Raw genomic sequence first — 15,442 nt, 5'->3', positions numbered from 1 at the left:
TGCGCGCGTGGACAGAACATGGTTCGGTCAGCTTGAGGAGCTTGTAGGCAAGCAAGCATTCGGTCAAGCAGGAGGCTCACGACATGCGCCAGCACGACACGCTGTTCATCGGGGGCGAATGGGTGGCCCCGGCGGGGACCGGCACCATCGAGGTCATCTCCCCTCACACCGAAGAGGTCGTCGGCCGCGTGCCCGACGGCACCCCCGAGGACATGGAACGCGCGGTGGCCGCGGCCCGGCAGGCGTTCGACCACGGCCCGTGGCCGCGCATGACGTTCGCCGAGCGGGCCGAGGTGATCGGCAGGCTGGCCGAGATCTACGCCGCCCGGCAGGGCGAGATGGCCGCGCTCATCACGGAGGAGATGGGCTCGCCGATCACCTTCTCCAACCTGGCGCAGGCGCCGCAGCCCCTCGGCATGCTGCAGTACTACGCCGACTACGGCAAGACGTTCGCCCAGGAGGAGCAGCGGCCCGGCCTGTTCGGGCCGACGACCGTGCGGCGGGAGCCGGTGGGCGTGGTGGCGGCCATAGTGCCGTGGAACGTGCCGCAGTTCGTCGCGATGACCAAGATCGCGCCCGCGCTGCTGGCCGGGTGCACGATCGTGCTCAAGCCCGCGCCGGAGACGCCACTGGACGCGTACCTGCTGGCCGAAATGGTCATCGAGGCCGGGATCCCGGCCGGCGTGCTCAACATCGTCCCCGCAGGCCGCGAGGCCGGCGAGCACCTGGTCTCCCACCCGGACGTGGACAAGGTGGCCTTCACCGGCTCGACCGCCGCAGGCCGCCGCATCGCCGCCATCTGCGGCGAACAGCTCAAGCGGGTCAGCCTGGAGCTCGGCGGCAAGTCGGCGGCGATCATCCTCGACGACGCGGACCTGCCCGGCAGCATGGGCATGCTGGCGATCGCCTCGCTGATGAACAACGGCCAGGCCTGCGTCGCCCAGACCCGCATCCTGGCCTCCCGCAGCCGCTACGACGAGGTCGTGGACGCGGTCGCGAACATGGTCACCTCCCAGCCCGTCGGCGACCCCGCCGACCCCGGCACCGGCATCGGCCCGCTGGTCGCCAAGCGGCAGCAGGACCGCGTCGAGGGCTACATCAAGGCCGGCATGGACGAGGGCGCCAAGGTCGTCGTCGGCGGAATGGACCGGCCGATGGACCACGGCTGGTACGTCGCCCCGACCGTCTTCGCGGGCGTCACCAACGACATGCGCATCGCCCGCGAGGAGATCTTCGGCCCGGTGCTGGCGGTGATCCCGTACGAGGACGAGGCGGACGCGATCCGCATCGCCAACGACAGCGACTACGGCCTGGCCGGCACCGTCTGGACCGCCGACACCGACCACGGCATGGAGGTGGCCCGCCAGGTCCGCGCCGGCACCTACGGGGTCAACTGCTTCATGCTGGAGTCGAACGCGCCCTTCGGCGGCTACAAGGCCAGCGGCGTGGGCCGCGAACTGGGCCCCGAGGGCCTCAGCAGCTACCTGGAGTACAAGTCGATCGCCCGCCTGGGCTGAAAGAACGAGGGCTCCGGTACGACGTACCGGAGCCCTCGTTCAGCAGGATGTACACCCAGCGCGCCCCCGCAACGCTAGGTGCGAAACCCGCTACTCCACGAAGTATGTCCCATGGTCACCGCCTCGACGGTTTCCTTCCCCAGGGACTTTCTCCCGGCGGATTTCTTCCATCCGCCCTAGATAGACGTCTATTACTCAGAAAAGGTTCGAACCGATCCACTTTCCGATGCGACGAATGAGTTCCGGGTTGGCGGCGGACTCCGCGTGGCCGTACCCCTGCTCGATCCAGAGCCTCTTGGGCTCGCGCGCGCCCTCGTAGAGCTGGTACGCGTGCTCCAGCGGGAAGAACGTGTCGGCGTCGCCGTGGACGACCAGCAGCGGCGTCGGGGAGATCAGCGCGGCGGCCTCGTGGGGCGGCACCGGGATCGGCTCCCACCGGCCGCGGGCGATCCTGGTGCGCTTGGCCATCCTGGCCGCCCATCTGCCGATCGGCTGCTCGATGGCCCAGTGCACCTGGCGCATCGGCTTGGTGCCGCGGTAGTACCAGCGGGCCGGGCCGCTCACCGACACCACCGCGTCGACGCCGCCGATCAGTCCGGCGTGCCGTACGGCCACGGCGGCGCCCATGGAGAAGCCGACCACGGCGACCTTGGAGTAGCCGATCACCCGCGCGTGCCGTACGGCGGCCTCGACGTCGAGGATCTCCTTGTCGCCCACGGTGGACTCGCCGCCGGACCGCCCGTGCCCGCGGAAGTCGAACGCGATCACGCCGCCATGATTGCTCAGCACGTGCACGATGCGCCTGGTGGCACGGTCGCGCCACCCGCCGGTGAACCCGTGCGCCACCACGATGCCGAGGTCGGAGCGGGTGGAGGGCGTGTGCGCGGCGTCTATGCGGACGCCGTCCTCGGTGCGGAGCATGACCGGGAAGTTAGGGGCGAGCGGCATGCTTCCGAGCTTAGGGTCACCGGTTGTCGAGGCGGCGTTCGGCCGCCCAGACCGCGATCTGGGCGCGCGAGCTGAAGCCGAGCTTCTCCATGATGTTGGCCACGTGCCTGGCGACCGTCGCGGGGCTGATCACCAGTTGCGCCGCGACGGCCCGGTTGCTCAGGCCCTCGGTGAGCAGCCCGGCGATCTCCCGCTCGCGCACCGTCAGCGTCGCGTTGCGCAGCTCGCGGACGGCCGGGCCGGACAAGGACACGAACAGGGAGGCGGGCAGGGAAGGGGTAGGGAGGGCGGCCTCGTGGACGTCGGCGGCATCGCACGCCCCGCCATCGCACGCCCGACCGTCGCACGCCCGGCCCTCGCACGCCCGGCCCTCGCACGCCCGGCCGTCGGACGCCCCATCGGATGCCCGGTCGAGGATCCGCCGGGCCACCGCGCCGGGTTCCTGTTCGGTGCCGCTCGCCCACAGCAGCGCCACGCGCCCCTCGCCGAGCTTGTCGCGGGCGAGCGAGAGCAACTCCTGGGTGCGGGCCGGGGCGTCGTGCTGGCCGATCGACTCGCGCAGCGCGTTCGCCGCCGCGGCCGCGCGGACCGCCCCGTCGAGATCACCCTCGGCCTGCGCCAGGACGGACAGGGCGACCAGCGCCCGGACGACGCCGCTGCGCCGGCCGGTCTGCCTGCTCAGCACCAGGCTGGCGGCCAGACTGCGCCGGGCGGCGGGGAAGTCGTGCAGCCGGGCCGCCACTCTGCCGACCTTGGCCTGGCAGCGGGCCAGCTCGACCCGGTTGTCGAGCTCCTCCAGGATGGGCAGCGCCGCCGCGTGGTGCCGCATGGCGGCCTCCAGGTCGCCCCTCGCCTCGGCCACCGCGCCCAGGTGGGTCAGGGCCCTGGCGAGGGTCCAGTGGTGACCGGCCTCCATTGCCAGGGCCAGCGCCTCCTCACCGAACCGCTGGGCCTGGCGCGGCTGCCCCTGGAACAGCGCCAGGTTGAGCCGGGCGATGCGGGCGGTCGTCAGGTTGAACAGGTCGTCGTGCCCGGCCGCCGCCGTTTCGAGCTCACGCAGGTAGCGCAGGGCCGTGTCGCTCTGGCCGGTGCGGAAGAAGACGGCGAGGGCCGCGCCGTAGGTGACGCCGAGCCAGTGCGTGTAGGGGTGCCGCTTCTGCTCCTCGATGCTCTCCTCGATGAGCCCGGCGGCCCGGTCCAGCTCGTCACGCGCTTCGAGCCCGAAGGCGAGCCCGCCCTTGGCCACGCCGATCAGGTCGGCGGGCACGTCGGACAGGTCGAGACCCAGCAGCCGCTCGTACCAGCCGACGGTCTCCCTCAGATCGCCGCGTACGGCGAGGATGGCCAGTGCCGCGTGGGCCAGCCGCAGCCCCAGCTCGGCGCTGCCGGACTCGACGGCCCAGTCGATCGCCGCCCGGCAGTCGTCGAGGAGCGTGCGGCCCCTGGCGAAGTGCACGGCGCGGGCCGGCCACGACAGCCGGCGGTCGAGCGAACCGGCCTCGTAACAGCGCTCCATCTCGGCGCAGATCACCTGGAGGTGGCCGCCACGCAGCCGCGCCTCCTCGCCGGCCTCGCGCAGCCGCTCGGCCGCGTAGTGCCTGATGGTGTCCAGCAGGTGGTAGCGGCCGCCGTCGCCGTGGTGGAGCACCAGCGACTTGTCGACCAGGCCGCTGAGCACGTCGAGCACCTCGCTGCCGCGCAGGAGGCCGCCGTCGGCGCACACCTGCTCGGCCAGGTCGAGGTCGAAGCGCCCGGCGAACACCGACAGCCTGCGCAGCAGCACGCGTTCCTTGTGGTCGAGCAGGTCATGGCTCCACTCGACCGTGGCCAGCAGCGTGCGCTGGCGGGCGTGGGCGGTGCGGTCGCCGGTGGTCAGCAGCCGGAAGCGGTCGCCGATCCGGTCGGCGATCCGGCCGGGGCTGAGCAGGCTGCTGCGGGCCGCGGCCAGCTCCAGCGCGAGCGGCAGCCCGTCGAGCGCCCGGCACAGCCGGATGACGTCGGGCATGCTGTCGGTCACCGCGCGGGCTCCGGCCGCGGCCGCCCGCTCGACGAAGAACAGCACGGACTCGGCGTCGGGGTGACACTCGTCGGGCAGGTCGAGCGGCGGCACCCGCCAGATCAGCTCGCCGGGGATGCGCAGCGGCTCACGGCTGGTGAGCAGGAATCTCAGCTCGGGGCAGTCGGCGATCAGGCCGGCGACCAGCTCGGCGCATGGTTCGACGAGGTGCTCGCAGTTGTCGAGCAGGAGCAGCGTCCTGGTGCCGCGCAGCCGGACCCGGAGGCCGTCGAGCAGCCGCTCGGAGCCCTCCTCCCGGACGCCGAGCACGTCGGCCATCTCCTTCACGATCAGCTCGGGGTCGCTGACGCGGGCGAGCTGGACCAGCCACACACCGTCGGTGAAGCCGGGCAGCGCCCTGGCCGCGACCCGCAGCGACAGGCGGGTCTTGCCGATGCCACCCACTCCGCTGAGCGTGACCACGCGCTCACCGCGGACCAGCGCGCACAGCTCGGCCACGTCGCGTGCCCGTCCGACGAAACGGTTCGGTTCGGCGGGGAGGTTGTGCTGGACTTGTGCGGTCATGAGGTAGGTCCAAGTGTTGGCGGGGGGATCACACTCCCTCACAGTCTCCCTTGGTTCGCCACCTGGCGCGATCACTTTCCGTACACAGTTCGCGACTGGCCGGATATGAGTGAAGATCCGCGACGCTCACCACCATGCGGACCCATGACTCTTTCGCCGCGTCCATCGCCTGCGGCAGGTCGGAGATCATCAGCCGGGCCCGGCTGGCGATGATCCGATCTCGCAGTCTGCCCGCGTCGAGCTCCGGCGGGATCGGCCAGACGACCCCGCCGGCGGCTATCACCGCGTCGGTCGCCACGAGCAGATCGGGACCGACGGTCAGGCAGATGAGCACCGTGTCGCCCGCGCGCACACCCCGGCGGCGCAGCTGGACGGTCGCGGCGGCCGACCTCTCGTCCAGCTGCCCCTCAGTGAGACACAGACCGGTGCCAGAGTCCACCATCACGATGCGCTCCTCCATGGCGCCCACGCTATGGAGGGCATCTCATGCACACATGGGGCGGAATATGCAGATCGCTATGCAGAACCGCGTGGTTGTTCGGCGGCCCACACCGCGATCTGAGCGCGCGAGGTGTAGCCGAGCTTCTCCATGATGTTGGCGATGTGCCTGGCCACCGTGGCGGGGCTGATGACGAGCTCCTCGGCGATGGCCCGGTTGGACAGGCCCCTGGTCAGCAGGGCCGCGATCTCCTGCTCGCGGGCGGTCAGCAGCGAGTGCCTGACGGGCTCGGCCACCAGGGGACCCGCCTGGACCGGCCGTTCGCCCGCGAGAACCTGGCGGGCGGCGTCGTCGGGGCTCATCGTCCTGCCCCGCGACCAGAGCGCCGCCGTGCGGCTTTCGCCGAGCTTGCCGCGGGCACGGGTGAGCAGTTCCTCGATGCGGCTCGTCGCGGAGAGCTGGCCCATCGACTCGCGGAGGGCGGTGGCCGAGGCGGCGGCCAGCACGGAGCTCTCCAGGTCGCCTTCGGCCTCCGCCAGCACCGACAGGCCCACGAGGCAGCGGGCCACGCTCTGGCGCTGCCCGGTCTGCCTGCTCAGCGACAGGCTCGCGGCCAGCCGTTCCCTGGCCACCCCGAACTCGTGCAGCAGCGCCGCGACCCGGCCGATCCTGGCCAGGCAGCGGGCCAGCTCGATGGTGCCGTTGAGCTCCTCCAGCCACGGGATCGCCAGTTCGTACTGGGCCAGCGCCTTCACCAGGTCGCCGCGCGCCTCGGCGACCGCGCCGAGCTGCGTCGCGGTCCTGGCCAGCAGCCAGCGGTGCCCGTGCTGGCGCGCCTTGGCCAGGGCCTCCTCACCGTGGCACTGGGCCTCGCGCAACCGGCCCCGGGTGAGTGCCACCGCCGACAGCCCGGCCAGCCCGGCCGCCTGGTTCCACTGGTCGCCGGAGGCGGTGGCCACGGCCAGGCCGGTCTCGGCGTGGTGCAGCGCCTCGTCGACCAGGCCCATGCGCAGCAGCAGTATGACGACCAGGCTGTGCATGACGCAGGTGGGGAAGACGTTGTCGTCGCCCAGGCCCGCCAGGCTGGCGCTGGCGCACTCCAGCGAGCGGGCCAGCTCGTCGCGGCCCTCCAGCCCATAGGCGAGGTACGCCTGGGCGTGCGCGATCTGCTCGTCGGACACCTGGGTCAGGTCGAGTGCCAGCAGGCGCTCGACCCAGCCGACGATCTCGGCCGGGTTGGCGCTGCTGACCGGGAGCAGGCTGGTGCTGTAGGCGCACAGGCGCAGGCCCAGCGGCGCGTTGCCGGACGCGATCGCCCAGTCGAGCGCGGCCCGCTGGTCGTCGACCAGGCTCCGGCTGGCGGTCAGCGCGGCCAGCCGCACCGGCCACGGCAGGTCGGGCTCGACCATCTCCGTGGCGAAGTGGCGCAGCTGCAGCTCGCACAGCACCTCCAGGTGCCGGTCGCGCAGCACCTCGCGCTCGGCCGCCTCCGCCAGCCGTTCGGCCGCGTAGTGCTTGATGGTCTCCAGCAGCCGGTAGCGCCGGCGTTCCTCGTCGCACAGCACGAGGGACTTGTCGACCAGGGCGCCGAGCAGGTCGACGATCTCGGCCTCGGAGATGGGCCGGTCGGCGCAGATCTGCTCGGCGAGTTCGAGGTCGAAGGACCCGGCGAACACCGACAATCTCCGCAGGAGCACCTGCTCCTTGGCCGACAGCAGGTCGTAGCTCCATTCGACCGCGGCCAGCAGCGTGCGCTGGCGGGGCGGAGCGGTGCGGCCGCCCGTGGTGAGCAGCGAGAAGCGGCCGTCGATCCGGTCGACGATCTGCCCGGGGCTGAGCAGGCTGGTGCGGGCCGCGGCCAGCTCCAGCGCGAGCGGCAGCCCGTCGAGCGCCCGGCACAGCCGTACGACGTCGGCCCGGCTCGCCTGGCTCAGCCTGGTGCCCGCCGCGGCGGCGCGGTCGACGAACAGCAGCACGGACTCGGCGTCGGGATGCCGCTCGTCGGGCAGGTCGAGCGGCGGCACCCGCCAGACCAGCTCGCTGGCGATGCGCAGCGGCTCGCGGCTGGTGGCCAGGATGCCGAGACCCCGGCACGCCGCGACGAGCTCGGCGGCCACTTCCGCGCACTGGTCGATCAGGTGCTCGCAGTTGTCGAGCAGCAGCAGGGCGTGCGTGTCGCGCAGCCGGGCCGTGACCGTGTCGAGCAGCGGGCGGGTGCCCTCTTCGTGGATGCCGAGGGCGTGGCCGATCTCCTGGAGGATCAGCTCGCCCCGGGTGAGCCTGGCCAGCTCGACCAGCCACACGCCGCCCGGATAGGAGGGCACCAGCCGGGCGGCGACCCGCAGGGCCAGCCGGGTCTTGCCGATGCCGCCGACCCCGCACAGCGTGACCACGCGGGTCTCGCCCAGCAGCCCGCACAGGTCGTCGACGTCGCGTTCGCGACCCACGAACCTGTTGGGCTCGGCTGGAAGATTGTGCCTGGGGGGCTCGGACATTGTGGTCACCCTGCGTCGCGGAAGGATCACACTCTCCCACAGTGTCGCAGATTTCACCGGGTGAGCGAGCTGACGACGGCCCTTTCGTCCACAACCCGCAACGTTGGATCACCGAGCAGGCGCCTGACCACCTCGTTCGGCGCGATCACAAGGGTGGCGTCGTGCTCGTGGGCGAGCACGCGGCAGCCGATCAGACTCGGCTCGTGCGCGATGATCACATGGGCGCCCGACATCAGCGCCAGGTCGAGCACCCGCAGTCCTTTGAGCGGATCGCTGACCGCCGCGAGCACGACGTCGTCCTGCCTGACCAGCACCCGCGACGACAGCTTGCGCAGGTCCGTCGCCAGCTCGTCGTGGTCGTAGACGTGTTCGCCGTCGACGCTCAGCGCGGGGCCGGCCAGCGGGCCGAACTCGACCGTACGCTCACCCAGCAGATCGCCGAACGAGAGCTCCCCCGGCGTCGGCTCGAAGGTGAAGACCTTCTGCACGTCCACCGCGAGCGGGTCGTAGTCGCGCTGGGCGATCATCATGCGGGCCGTGCCGGTGGCGCCGAGCACCGCCACCCCGCCGGACCAGGCGACCGAGTGCACCGCGACGGCGAACCCCGCACCGAGCGGCATGTCGACGATCACGCGGTCGCCGTAGCGGAGACCGTGACGGCGCAGCCCCGCCGCCGCGTGCGTGACCTTCCGCGCGAACGCGGAGTACGACAGCACCTCTCCGGTTCTGACGTCGCTCACCGCGGGCTGCTCGCCCTGTACGGGAGAGGCGCCCAGCACCAGCTCTGTCCAGGTCATGCCGCCAATGTAGGCATCCGGGCGCACAGGGACATGCGCAGAATTGTGCAACCCGCTATGTACGTACGGCGCCCGGGAGAACCCGCCCATAGTCTTGATCCATGCGGGACGACTCCACCGAGGCGACCTCCACGGAGCGCATCCTCGACGCGGCCTACGCGCGGATGCTGGAGCATGGCCTGCGCCGTCTGACCGTCGACGACGTGGCCAGGCAGGCGGGCCTGTCGCGGATCACCGTCTACCGCCGCTTCTCCCGGAAGAACGACCTCATCCAGGGTGTGATCCTGCGCGAGCTCGCCCGGTTCCTGAGCGCGTTCGAGCAGGCGGTCGGGCCGCTGCCGACCATGGCCGACCGGGTGACGGAGGGGTTCGTGGTCACGCTGCGCCTGGTGCGCGGGCATCCGCTGCTGAGCAGGCTGCTGGCGACCGAGCCGGAGCTGATCCTGCCGCACCTCACGCTGGAGGCGGGCGCCTATCTCGCGGTCGCCAGGGAGTATCTCGCCGCCCACCTCGACACCCCGGACGCGGAGGCGGTGGCCGAGATGTTCATCCGCATCGCGCTGTCGTTCGTGCTCACTCCGGACAGCGCGATACCGCTGGACAGCGACGACGAAACCCGTGCTTACGCCAGGCGTCACCTCGTCCCGCTCCTGCCATCAGAGGGGATCAACTAGACTTATAACGCCGCGACTTCGCGCGGTCGCCCCCACGATCACAGAGCGAGACGTCATCATGCCTTTGAACAGCCGCGACGACCTGCGGAACATCGCGATCATCGCGCACGTCGACCATGGCAAGACCACACTGGTCGATGCCATGCTCTGGCAGTCCGGGGCGTTCCGCGCCAACCAGGACGTCGACGACCGTGTCATGGACTCCAACGACCTCGAGCGCGAGAAGGGCATCACCATTCTCGCGAAGAACACCGCCGTAAGTCACGGCGGCATGACCCTCAACATCATCGACACCCCGGGCCACGCCGACTTCGGCGGCGAGGTCGAGCGCGGCCTGTCGATGGTCGACGGTGTCGTGCTGCTGGTCGACGCGTCGGAGGGGCCGCTGCCGCAGACCCGCTTCGTGCTGCGCAAGGCGTTCGGCGCCAAGATGCCGGTCATCCTCTGCATCAACAAGGTCGACCGGCCCGACGCGCGCATCAAGGAGGTCGTGGACGAGGTCTACGAGCTCTTCATGGACCTCGACGCGACCGAGGAGCAGATCGACTTCCCGATCGTCTACGCCTCCGCCAAGGCGGGCCGCGCCTCCATGAACCGTCCCGAGGACGGCGGCATGCCGGACGCCGAGGACCTGGAGCCGCTCTTCGACATCATCAAGTCGACGATCCCGGCGCCCACCTACGACCCCAGCGCCCCGCTGCAGGCCCACGTCACCAACCTCGACGCCTCCTCCTACCTGGGCCGCATCGCGCTCTGCCGGGTCCACCAGGGTGTGCTGCGCAAGGGCCAGCAGGTGGCCTGGTGCCGTACCGACGGCACGATCCAGCGGGTCAAGATCACCGAGCTGCTCATGACCGAGGCCCTGGAGCGCAAGCCGGCCGAGGAGGCGGGCCCCGGCGACATCATCGCGATCGCCGGCATCCCCGAGATCATGATCGGCGAGACGCTGGCCGACCCCGAGGACCCGCGTCCGCTGCCCCTCATCACGGTCGACGAGCCCGCCATCTCGATGACCATCGGCACCAACACCTCGCCGCTGGTCGGCAAGGCCAAGGGCTCCAAGGTCACCGCCCGCATGGTCAAGGACCGGCTGGAGAAGGAGCTCGTCGGCAACGTGTCGCTGCGCGTGCTCCCCACCGACCGGCCCGACGCCTGGGAGGTGCAGGGCCGCGGTGAGCTGGCGCTGGCCATCCTGGTCGAGCAGATGCGCCGTGAGGGCTACGAGCTGACCGTCGGCAAGCCGCAGGTGGTCACCAAGACCATCGACGGCAAGGTGCACGAGCCGGTCGAGCGCCTCACGGTCGACTGCCCGGAGGAATACCTGGGCGCGATCACGCAGCTCCTGGCCGTCCGCAAGGGCCGCATGGAGCACATGACCAACCACGGCACCGGCTGGATCCGGATGGAGTTCGTGGTGCCGGCGCGCGGCCTGATCGGCTTCCGCACCGAGTTCCTCACCGAGACGCGCGGCACCGGCCTGGTGCACCACGTCTTCGACTCCTACGAGCCGTGGTTCGGCGAGCTGCGCACCCGCAACAACGGCTCCCTGGTGGCCGACCGCTCCGGTCCCGTGACCGCCTTCGCCATGCTCAACCTGCAGGAGCGGGGCACGCTGTTCGTGTCCCCGACCACCGAGGTCTACGAGGGCATGATCATCGGCGAGAACTCCCGGTCCGACGACATGGACGTCAACATCACCAAGGAGAAGAAGCTCACCAACATGCGCTCCTCCACGAGCGAGGAGACCGAGAAGGTGATCCCGCCGCGCAACCTGTCCCTGGAGCAGGCCCTGGAGTTCATCCGCGAGGACGAGTGCGTGGAGATCACCCCGGAGCACGTACGCATCCGCAAGGTGGTCCTCGACGCCTCCGCGCGTGGCCGCTCCGCCGCTCGCGCCAAGCGCGCCTGATGGGTTGACCGTCAGGTGTGACCACACCGTGACCGGACTGGATGGAACAACTCCCGCCGCGAGTGAATCATCCACTCTGTGGGGAAGCTCCGGATGTTCATCGCGTTCGGGCTGGCGATGGTCTCGGCGGGAGCGATTGTCTGGTGCACGGTGGCGGCCAGGCCCGTGCCGCAGGTCGCGCGGGCCGCGGAGCCCGCTGTGCCCGATCCGTGGGAGTTGCTCGGCCCGAACGACGAGCCGCGCGTAGATCACGACCGGCAGGCCACGACCGAGGTCAAGGTGGCCGGGGCCGGGCCGGGTGATCTACGCGCCGTGCCCGAGGGCCGGCTCGACGAGCGGCAGCGCCAGGTCAAGGTGACCATCGTGCACCGGCTGCGCATGAACGAGGTCGACAAGCTGGTCGAAGTGCTGCGGCAGGGCAGCAGCTTCCCCGACGGGATCCGGCGGTTCACCGACGAGGGGTTCGGGGCGATCAAGGTGGACGGCACCGTGCTGGCCCCGACCACCCGGCCGGCGCCGACCCTCACCACGAAGGCCGGGGTGACGACGGCCGAGTTCCAAGTGACGTTGCTGCGCCAGTTCGCGCCCGGCGCGCTGATGACGCTCGACTTCAACGCGCCCAGCGCCAAGCCGCTCCTCGTGCAGCAGCGCACGGTCAGCCTGCTGCCGGGCGCTTGGACCGTGCTCCAGTCCGAAAGCATCAAGCCCGACCTGGAGGAGCCGGACCACCTGCAGTTCAGGGTCGGGTCGTATCTGGTGCGCGTGACGCTGGCCCAGGATTCCTACGGGTTCCCGGACGCGATGGAGGAGAACGACTTCTCGTGGACGGCCGGGCTCGGCGTGCTCACCGCGATCGCGCTGGTCGCCTTCCTGGCGCGCTCGCTCGGCATGGCCTGGTGGAACCGGCTGCACAACCGTGAGCTCGTCCTGGGGCTCGTCCTGATCGCGCCCCTGGTGTTCCTCCCGCTCCTGGCGCCGAGCTGGCGGCCCCTGGCGTACGTGGCCCTGTTCCTCGCGGTGCCGGCGCTCACGGCGCGGCACGCGAGCCGGGCCCTGCCGACCAGCCCGCCGTGGACCACCCGCGACATGCTCGTCGTGACCGGGCTCGGCTGCCTCGTCGGCATCGGCATGCTGTCCTGGTCGTGGCTGCATCAGCAGTTGCCCGGCCAGACACTGCTCATCGGCGCCGTGGTCGCGGCCGTGGCGGCCGCGGCGGCGGCGGTGGTGTTCAGCGTGGACCTGGGGGTCCGCGTGGTGATCGTCCGGCTGGCGGTGCTGGCGGCCGAGGCGGCGATCGGCCTGCTGGCGCTGGCGCTGTGGGGCCGGGCGCTGCTGACCGGGGTGTACCCGCCGGACAGCATCCGGCTGGTGCTGGCCCTCGGCTGGGCGATGATCCCGATCGCCGCCATCGCGGTGGCCACCAAGACGTGGACCCGCACGGCGGTCGTGGGCGCGCTGCTCGTGAGCCTGCTGGTGCAGAGGTGGCCGACGGAGTGGCTGGACGCCGGCTCGTGGGACATGCCCTCGACGAGCTCGTCGAACCTACCGATGATCGGCATCCTGCCACTCGACCCGCTCGTACGCGGCGTGCTCGGGCTGTTGCTGCTGGCGTTCGCGCTGCTGGTGCTCCGGCTCAGGCGGCTCGGCGGCTCGCTGGCCGCGCTCGACCACCCGGCGACGCACGCCACGGTGATCGTCTGCCTGATGGTGCTCTATCTCACCCCGCGGGGCAGCACCACGTTCACCGCCGTCAACGTGGCGCTGCCCCAGCTGTCGATCACCTCGATCGCCGCCTGGGTGACGGCCCGCTGGCTGCTCGTACGCCCCCACCCGGCCGTCGTCGAGCCCACCTCCGCCGAGGAGCACCGGCAACTGGTCAGGGCCGCCCTGCACAAGCGGCTGCTGCTCATCTCCGAGCAGGAGCTCTATCGCATCGGCCGGGGCAAGCTGGGCGCCGGCGAGCTGTCGATGGCCGAGTTCGACACGCAGCGGCTCGAACTGGAAGCCGCGCTGCACGAGCACGGGCGGCACCCCGAGACGGCCCTCGCCACCGCCGCCGGCTGCACGCCCTGGCACAACGGGGTGCACGCGTTCGTGATCAGCCTGCTGCTGAGCACGCCTTTCGTGCTCGTGTTCGGCTGGCCGTCGGGGGCCGACCTGAGCAGCTTCGTGTTCGACTCCCGTTACCTGCTCACCCTGCCCGCCTTCGGATTCCTGTTCGGGTATTTCTATCCGCGTATCCGGGGCACCCAGCCGATGACCAAGGCGCTCCACCTGATGGCGGCGGCGTTGGTCACGGAGCTGTCGGCGTACCTGCCGACGCTGTTCGAGCCGGACGTCGGGGTGGCGGACAAGGTGCAGGTCACGGCCATCGTGGTGGGCGAGGTGGCGCTGGTCTGCATCGGGCTCGGGTTGTACTGGGAGTGGCGCATCATGCATCTGGCCGGGGAGCCGTGGGCGCGGGTGCGCAACATCCGCAGCGTACGCAGCCTGGCCACGCCGCTGCTGGCCGTCGTCATCGCGGCGGGCACCACGGCGGCGACGTCGGCGGCGGGCCAGACCGTGGACCGCATCCTCAAGGGAGACCAGGTGTCGTCGTCGGACTCCCCGTAGCCGCCAGGACCACGTAGCCGTTCTGGGAGAACCGGACCTGGTAGCCGCTGCCGACCAGGAACCGGACGCGGTCCTGCTGTTCGGTCACGTTCGCGAACGGGAAGATCCGCCGCCCCACGTCGGCCACGATCCATGGGGCCCCACGGTGCGTACGGTCCCACAGCAGCACCCTGCTCCGCCCGGACAGGGCCGGCGCCAGGTTGTTGGCCGCCTCCACGAGCACCCCGTCGGGCACCACGGCGACGGCGGCGGCCGCGGCCCGCTCCCGGGCGTCGTGCTGGTAGGAGCCGGGGTCGGCGAGGCCGGCCAGGGAGAAGAACGGCACGGAGGCCAGGGCGACGCCGGCCACCCCCAAGGCCCAGACCCGCGGCAGCCGGTCCCCGCCGATGGCGCCGCGGGAACGCAGCCGCTGGACGCCGTCGACGCCCGCCGCGAAGACCACCACCACGATGAAGGCGTTGTAGTGGTAGCCCGGCACCCACCAATTGGGGAACGAACTGGCCAGCATCCTCTCTGCGAGCAGCGGAACCGCCATGATCAGCAGCGGTGAGAGCGGCGCCGCCATCAGCGTGACGCCGAGCAGCAGGGCCAGTGTGACGAGCTTGACCGGCGGGCTGCCGAGCTGGGCCAGCACCGCCAGCGGATCGGTCAGGGCGGTGCGCGCGACGCCCCCCATGTTCGGCCCGAGCGCGCCGTACGCCCAGTAGTAGTCCGCCCGTCCCCCGAACAGCGGGATGAGCACCTGCGAGGCCAGCCATGTGTAGGCCGCCCCGCCCACCACGAACGCGCCGCCCAGGACGCGCCAGCCGCGCTGGGCGAGCAGGACCGTCCCGAACCCCGCGACCAGCAGCCCCATGTCCTCCTTGACGCACAGCAGCGCCAGGGCGGCCAGTATCACGGCGACGCGCTTGCCCGCCTGGCGGCGTTCGAGCAGCACGGCGGTGAGCAGGGGCGCGAACGCCGCCTCGTGGAAGTCGAACGCCACGGTCTCCACCACGGGCCACGACAGCGTGTAGGCCACGGCGACCAGGTGCGCGGCGCCCGGCCCGAGGGCCCGCCGGGTGAACACCCACAACGGGATCGCCGCCGCGGCCAGCAGCACCGCCTGGGCGACCAGCAGCGTCTTCGGGCCGTCGAACAGCCAGTACAGAGGGGCCAGGAGGGCCAGGATGGGCGACCAGTGATCGCCGAGGGTGGAGAAGTCGGGGCCGAAGCCGTTGTGGACGCCCTTGACGATGGCGATGGGCAGGCGGAACTGCGCGTAGGAGCGGACGGCCTGGTCGAAGATCACCAGGTCGTAGGCACCGGCCTTGAAGTTCGCGAGCCGGGTCAGGGAGAGGGTGGTGTAGAGGGCGGCCGCCGTGGCGGTGATCGCCGCCAGCGTGACGCGGTCGCGGCGCGTCCGACCGCCGGGCTCGGGGGTCTCCGGCGCCGTGACGGTCGTCACGGCCTGTTCGCTTGCCATGGTC

General features: G+C 71.3%; 10 protein-coding genes. 4 read left to right on the top strand and 6 right to left on the bottom strand.

The genetic code is table 11. The features are described 5' to 3' along the window. The first annotated feature begins 83 nt into the window (after nucleotides 1-83). Nucleotides 84-1,517: an aldehyde dehydrogenase gene (locus tag KME78_RS17680; protein WP_219530175.1), complete on the top strand. Its 1,434-nt coding sequence runs from the start codon at nucleotides 84-86 to the stop codon at nucleotides 1,515-1,517. A gap of 195 nt (nucleotides 1,518-1,712) precedes the next feature. On the opposite strand, the gene KME78_RS17675 is transcribed toward KME78_RS17680, so the two are convergent. The 5 genes from KME78_RS17675 to KME78_RS17655 are packed head-to-tail and all read right to left on the bottom strand — an operon-like array spanning nucleotide 1,713 to nucleotide 8,777. Continuing rightward, the gene (locus tag KME78_RS17675) at nucleotides 1,713-2,465 is read right to left on the bottom strand and encodes an alpha/beta hydrolase (RefSeq protein WP_246651271.1); all 753 of its coding nucleotides are present in this window, start codon (nucleotides 2,463-2,465) and stop codon (nucleotides 1,713-1,715) included. A gap of 16 nt (nucleotides 2,466-2,481) precedes the next feature. Further along, nucleotides 2,482-5,046 carry a LuxR C-terminal-related transcriptional regulator gene (locus tag KME78_RS17670; protein WP_219530174.1) on the bottom strand — a complete coding sequence of 855 codons (2,565 nt, stop codon included), beginning with the start codon at nucleotides 5,044-5,046 and terminating at the stop codon, nucleotides 2,482-2,484. 28 nt (nucleotides 5,047-5,074) lie between these two features. Beyond that, nucleotides 5,075-5,506 (bottom strand): AMP-binding protein, encoded by a 432-nt coding sequence (locus tag KME78_RS17665; RefSeq protein WP_219530173.1) that lies wholly within the window; start codon nucleotides 5,504-5,506, stop codon nucleotides 5,075-5,077. 56 nt (nucleotides 5,507-5,562) lie between these two features. Further along, entirely contained in the window at nucleotides 5,563-7,980 is a 2,418-nt protein-coding gene (locus tag KME78_RS17660; RefSeq protein ID WP_219530172.1) for a LuxR C-terminal-related transcriptional regulator, read from the bottom strand. A 53-nt stretch (nucleotides 7,981-8,033) separates the two neighbouring features. After that, complete coding sequence (locus tag KME78_RS17655) at nucleotides 8,034-8,777, bottom strand: AMP-binding protein (RefSeq protein ID WP_219530171.1); 744 nt, start codon at nucleotides 8,775-8,777, stop codon at nucleotides 8,034-8,036. Between the two features lie 101 nt (nucleotides 8,778-8,878). Here KME78_RS17655 and KME78_RS17650 point away from each other — a divergent pair, with 101 nt between their 5' ends. From KME78_RS17650 to KME78_RS17640, 3 genes are all read left to right on the top strand, one after another. Next, nucleotides 8,879-9,451: a TetR/AcrR family transcriptional regulator gene (locus KME78_RS17650; protein ID WP_219530170.1), complete on the top strand. Its 573-nt coding sequence runs from the start codon at nucleotides 8,879-8,881 to the stop codon at nucleotides 9,449-9,451. Nucleotides 9,452-9,509: 58 nt separating this feature from the next. Next, a complete protein-coding gene (gene typA, locus KME78_RS17645; protein ID WP_219530169.1) occupies nucleotides 9,510-11,360 on the top strand; it encodes a translational GTPase TypA in 1,851 nt (616 codons plus the stop codon). 78 nt (nucleotides 11,361-11,438) lie between these two features. Further along, nucleotides 11,439-13,973 carry a hypothetical protein gene (locus KME78_RS17640; protein ID WP_219530168.1) on the top strand — a complete coding sequence of 845 codons (2,535 nt, stop codon included), beginning with the start codon at nucleotides 11,439-11,441 and terminating at the stop codon, nucleotides 13,971-13,973. Here the strand turns inward: KME78_RS17640 and KME78_RS17635 are convergent. Then, the gene (locus tag KME78_RS17635) at nucleotides 13,936-15,438 is read right to left on the bottom strand and encodes a DUF2079 domain-containing protein (protein WP_219530167.1); all 1,503 of its coding nucleotides are present in this window, start codon (nucleotides 15,436-15,438) and stop codon (nucleotides 13,936-13,938) included. The two genes, KME78_RS17640 and KME78_RS17635, sit on opposite strands and share 38 nt — an antisense overlap. Nucleotides 15,439-15,442: the final 4 nt, after the last annotated feature.

Origin of the sequence: Nonomuraea guangzhouensis, from assembly GCF_019396345.1 — a bacterium.
GTDB lineage: Bacteria > Actinomycetota > Actinomycetes > Streptosporangiales > Streptosporangiaceae > Nonomuraea > Nonomuraea guangzhouensis.
This window is presented reverse-complemented; position numbering and strand designations above follow the sequence as displayed.

Coding starts and splice junctions, on each gene's coding strand:
- KME78_RS17670 (WP_219530174.1), bottom strand. CDS start 5,046: ATGACCGCACAAGTCCAGCACAACCTCCCCGCCGAACCGAACCGTTTC.
- KME78_RS17650 (WP_219530170.1), top strand. CDS start 8,879: ATGCGGGACGACTCCACCGAGGCGACCTCCACGGAGCGCATCCTCGAC.
- KME78_RS17665 (WP_219530173.1), bottom strand. CDS start 5,506: ATGGAGGAGCGCATCGTGATGGTGGACTCTGGCACCGGTCTGTGTCTC.
- KME78_RS17635 (WP_219530167.1), bottom strand. CDS start 15,438: ATGGCAAGCGAACAGGCCGTGACGACCGTCACGGCGCCGGAGACCCCC.
- typA (WP_219530169.1), top strand. CDS start 9,510: ATGCCTTTGAACAGCCGCGACGACCTGCGGAACATCGCGATCATCGCG.
- KME78_RS17680 (WP_219530175.1), top strand. CDS start 84: ATGCGCCAGCACGACACGCTGTTCATCGGGGGCGAATGGGTGGCCCCG.
- KME78_RS17675 (WP_246651271.1), bottom strand. CDS start 2,465: ATGCCGCTCGCCCCTAACTTCCCGGTCATGCTCCGCACCGAGGACGGC.
- KME78_RS17660 (WP_219530172.1), bottom strand. CDS start 7,980: ATGTCCGAGCCCCCCAGGCACAATCTTCCAGCCGAGCCCAACAGGTTC.
- KME78_RS17655 (WP_219530171.1), bottom strand. CDS start 8,777: ATGACCTGGACAGAGCTGGTGCTGGGCGCCTCTCCCGTACAGGGCGAG.